This window comes from Streptomyces sp. NRRL F-2580 (genome assembly GCF_000720115.1).
GTDB lineage: Bacteria > Actinomycetota > Actinomycetes > Streptomycetales > Streptomycetaceae > Streptomyces.
The window spans coordinates 1-4,299 of record NZ_JOIR01000086.1; the positions used below are offsets into that span (position 1 = coordinate 1).

At 70.5% G+C, this 4,299-nt stretch carries 3 protein-coding genes and 1 pseudogene; 2 read left to right on the forward strand and 2 right to left on the reverse strand.

Features of this window, described 5'->3' with window-relative positions; translation table 11 throughout:
• Positions 1-282: 282 nt before the first annotated feature.
• Complete coding sequence (locus tag IF88_RS0139400; RefSeq protein WP_078893441.1) at positions 283-810, reverse strand: winged helix-turn-helix transcriptional regulator; 528 nt, start codon at positions 808-810, stop codon at positions 283-285.
• Between the two features lie 59 nt (positions 811-869).
• On the opposite strand from IF88_RS0139400, the gene IF88_RS0139405 reads away from it, so the two are divergent.
• Both IF88_RS0139405 and IF88_RS45100 read left to right on the forward strand, forming a co-directional pair.
• Positions 870-2,318 carry an MFS transporter gene (locus IF88_RS0139405; protein ID WP_051838351.1) on the forward strand — a complete coding sequence of 483 codons (1,449 nt, stop codon included), beginning with the start codon at positions 870-872 and terminating at the stop codon, positions 2,316-2,318.
• Positions 2,319-2,763: 445 nt separating this feature from the next.
• Positions 2,764-3,702 (forward strand): annotated as a pseudogene (locus tag IF88_RS45100) (IS5 family transposase).
• Here the strand turns inward: IF88_RS45100 and IF88_RS0139410 are convergent.
• Positions 3,697-4,161, reverse strand: coding sequence for an SCO4402 family protein (locus IF88_RS0139410; protein ID WP_234323877.1), 465 nt, complete (start codon positions 4,159-4,161; stop codon positions 3,697-3,699). The pseudogene IF88_RS45100 and the gene IF88_RS0139410 sit on opposite strands and share 6 nt — an antisense overlap.
• Positions 4,162-4,299 lie beyond the last annotated feature (138 nt).

Genomic DNA, 4,299 nt, shown 5'->3' on the forward strand with positions numbered 1-4,299 from the left:
CCACTCCAACACGACCAAGCCCGTCGATTGGCCGGGATTCCCCGCAGTCACACGATCAAGCGACGACCGAACCGGACATCAGCTTACGTACCGCCCTCTGAGAGCCACCCGGGCCCTCCCTCGCGGTCGCCCCCTTCCAGGTCAACCCTCCCGCTCCCACAGGCACGGTGATGGACGCCCCAGTCACGCCATCCATCTGGGGGGCGCGGCGGGGCCGTTTGCGGTGGTGGTCGGGTGTGCGTACGGCACGGTGATCGTCAAGCATCCTGATCGCTGCCGGGCTCAGGAGCCTTCGATCGGCCCGGCCCGGTCCCATCCAGGCGCCCGCACGTCGATCGTGAGGCCGCCCGACCCGGCCTCCTCGCCGCAGGTCCGGCACGTCGACTTCAGATCAAGGTCGTGCTCGGCGGCGTGCTCGGAGCCGGGCCCGCCGCGATGGCGGAAGGCGACCGGCGGAGTGTCCACCGCCCAGCGATCGCCCCAGGTCAGCAACGCGTGCATCACCGGTGCGAGATCGCGGCCGGCCTCCGTGAGGTGGTACTCGAAGCGCAAGGGGCGCTCGCTGTAGGGGCGGCGCTCGACCACGCCCGCCTCTTCCAGTGCACGCAGTCTGGCGGCGAGGCGGTCGCGGGGGGCGCCGGTATTGCGGACGATCTGGTCGAAGCGCTGGTTGCCGTAGAAGATCTCGCGGATCGCCAGGAGGGCCCAGCGTTCGCCGACGAGTTGCAGCGCGGCGGCCGCAGAGCACGGCCGACCAGGCACTTCGGGGTGCGGAACCGAGTTCTCGCCCTGCTTCGCGTTCGAGGTCACGTCCCCATCCTCTCGCGAGTCCGTTGTGTTTTCAAACCTGCGCGACTAGCCTCCGATCCATGACAGTTGGAATTTCAAACCGACCAGCCGCGTCCCGAGCCGTGTTCGCGACGGTCGCGGCCGCCGTCTTCATGTCGAACCTCGACCTCTTCATCGTCAACGCGGCCCTCCCGGCGATCGGCCACTCGTTCGGCGGCAGCGGCCTCGGCTCCCTCTCCTGGGTCCTCAACGGCTACGCGATCGTCTTCGCGGCGCTCCTCGTAGTCGCCGGCCGCGTCGCCGACCGCTCGGGCCACAAGCCGGTCTTCCTGACCGGATTGGCGGTGTTCACCCTCGCCTCGGTCGGCTGCGCACTCGCTCCCAACGTCGGGACGCTGGTCGCGGCACGGCTCGTACAGGCCGCCGGTGCTGCGCTGCTGATGCCGACGTCGCTCGCGCTGCTGCTCGACACGACGGCGCCCGAGAAGCGCGCCGGGGCGGTGCGCGCCTGGGCGTCCCTCGGCGGGATCGCCGCCGGACTCGGGCCGGTGGCCGGCGGACTGCTGGTCGAGGCCGGATGGCACTGGGTGTTCATCGTCAACGTGCCGGTGGGGATCGCGGCGTTCGCGCTCGGTGTCAAGGTGCTGCCGTCGCCCGGACGCGCTGGAGCGGATAAGAGTCCGCTGCCCGACCTGTTCGGCGCCGCACTTCTCACCGGGTCGATCGCCACGCTCGCGCTCGGCCTGATCAAGGCTCCTGACTGGGGTTGGGCGAGCGCCCGCACCCTCGGCGGCCTGGCTGCCGCGGTGCTGCTCGGCGTCTGGTTCGTCCTGCGCTCGGCCCGCCACCCCGTGCCGATCGTCGAGCTGCCGCTGCTCCGGGTCCCGGCGTTCGCATCCGCGGCGGCCGCCCTGACGCTGTTCACCATCGCGTTCGCCGGAATGCTGCTCGGCGCGGTGCTGTGGTGCCAGGGCGTGTGGGGCTACTCGGCTCTGCGCACCGGCTTCGCCATCGCGCCGGGCCCCTTGCTGGTACCGCCGGTCGCGCTGCGGATCGGGCCCGCCGTCGCCAGATTCGGTGCGGGCCGCATCGCGCTGGCGGGATCCGCCCTGTTCGCGGCCGGCATCCTGTGGTGGGCCGCGACGCTCGACGCCGGCTCGACCTACGCGGCCTCGCTCCTGCCCGGCATGATGCTGACCGGCCTCGGCGTCGGCATGACGCTCCCGGTCCTGACCGGGGTCTCGGCGGCCGCCCTGCCGCCGGCCCGCTTCGCCACCGGCTCGGCCATCACGTCGATGGGCCGCCAGATCGGCGCGGTCCTCGGCGTCGCGATCCTGGTCGGCATCCTCGGCACCGCGGCCCCCGGACACGCTGTCGCCGCGTTCCGGCACGGCTGGTACGCGGTCGCCGCGGCGGCCCTGCTCGCCGCGTGCGCGACGGTCCCGCTCGTCCGCAAGCCGCGACCGGCCGCCGCCAGTCCGGCCGACGTCGCAGAGGCCGCGAAGGGCTCGAAGGCCGGCGCCGCCTGAGAGGCGAGTCCCGTCCGTCGTCGGACGGACGGGACCTTGATCGCCGCCGCCTCGCGGTCCCACGTGTGGCCGCCCAGCCTGCCGTTACCGGGTTCCACGCCGGCCCGGTCCAGCACCAGGTCGGTGAGGGAGCCGGCGACGAGCGCGGCGCACCCTCCTCCTGGGAGAGGATGAAGTCCTGTCCGGCGTGGCCGGGGGACTCGCGTGACATCGACGGCCAACCTGTCGCCCCCGCCGTTGCCCCGCAGGGGATCCAGCCGGGCGAGCCGACCAGTCTCTGCACGACGGCGTCGGGCCGGATGCCGACCACTTGCATCGCGGCGATCTGCCAGGGCCATCCACGCCGGGGAGATCTCACCGGGCGGTCTCGCAATGGCGGCGCGCCGCCCCTGGGAGCTGTCCGGCCGATCATACGACTGTCGCCCGGTCTGCTCGTTATCCACCTATGGGGCGGGGAGCACGCGGTGATCTGTCGGACGCGGAGTGGGAGCGGCTACAGCCGTTCCTGCCGGTGAGCAACGGCCGGTGTGGACGATGGCGCGATCGCCGGCAGGTGATCGACGGAATTCTGCACCGGGTGCGGACCGGGGTGCACTGGCGCGATCTGCGGAGCGGTTCGGACCGTGGAAGACGGTTTACGAACGCCATCGGCCGTGGTCGGCGGACGGCACCTGGGAACGGCTGCTGCAGCAGGTCCAAGCCGCGGCAGACGCGGTGGGCGAGATCGACTGGGACGTCTCGGTGGACTCCACCATCGTGCGCGCACCAGCACGCGGCCGGCGCCAGGACAAACCCGCCGCCGGGACCTGCCGCGTCCAAGGGGGACGAGGGGGGCCAGAACATCAGGACGAGCCGCCGTGGCAGAGCCTCCTCGGCCGCCTGGTGGAGATGGTGAGCGAGGGAGGGCCTGGGCCGCTCGCGGGGCGGCTTCACCAGCAAGGTTCATCTGAGTGCCGACGGCCGCTACCGCCCGCTGTCCCTGGTCATCACCGCAGGACAACAGGCGGACTGCACGCAGTTCGTGCCAGTGCTGGAGAAGATTCGCGTTCCCCGCCTCGGCCCGGGCCGGCCCCGCAAAAGGCCCGACAGCGTCGCGGCAGACAAGGGATACAGCAACGGCCCCTGCCGCGAGTACGTGCGGCGTCGGGGTATCCGGCACACGATTCCGGAGAAGATCGACAGCCAGGCCGCCCGCCTACGCAAAGGATCACGACGCAGCCGACCGCCGGGCTTCGGCGAGGAACAGTACAAGAAGCGCAACACCGTCGAACGAGCCATCAATCGATTGAAGAACTCCCGGGCCGTGGCAACGCGGTACGACAAGCGCGGCTACGTCTTCCTCGGAACGGTCACTGCGGCCCTGGTCATTTGGCTGCGGTCATGACTCGCCGTGCTGGTCATCCGTCTCGGACGCAACCGGCTCGGCGCCGAGCGGCCAGCGGCAGCCGGCGTCATGCAGCTTGCTCAACGCCGAGTGATCATTGGACACCAGCACCTGAGCCAACCGGGCCGCCGCGGCGACGACAGCAGACCAGCCCAGTGAGTCCAGATAGGCCTCGTCGCGGGCAGCGGCGCCGACCGAGGCCTGCACCGCGCTGTAGGCGGTACCAATACCTGCCATCAGCTCAACTTCCTCCTCGCTGCGAAGGCACTGCCCCAGCCAGGGCGACGGATTGTCCGCATCGCAGAAGTCGTCGAAAAGCACATGCACGGTGTAGCTGAGGTCCTCGAACTGATCCGGATCGAGCCACACCTCTCGCTGCCACGTCGGGCTGGCCAGCGCCACGACGGCAGGAACGACATGAAGACGGTAGTGGGGCAGAGCAATACCGTGATCAATCACGAGCCAAGAGTACGCACCTCATGATCGGCCGGACAGCTCCTAGTAGGGCTTTGTTAGCTGGCCTTGTCACGTTGGGCCTCTGGTAGTTCGCTGGTTGGTATGAGGGCTGGGGAGCTTGCTGCGGTTCGGGTCCGGTTG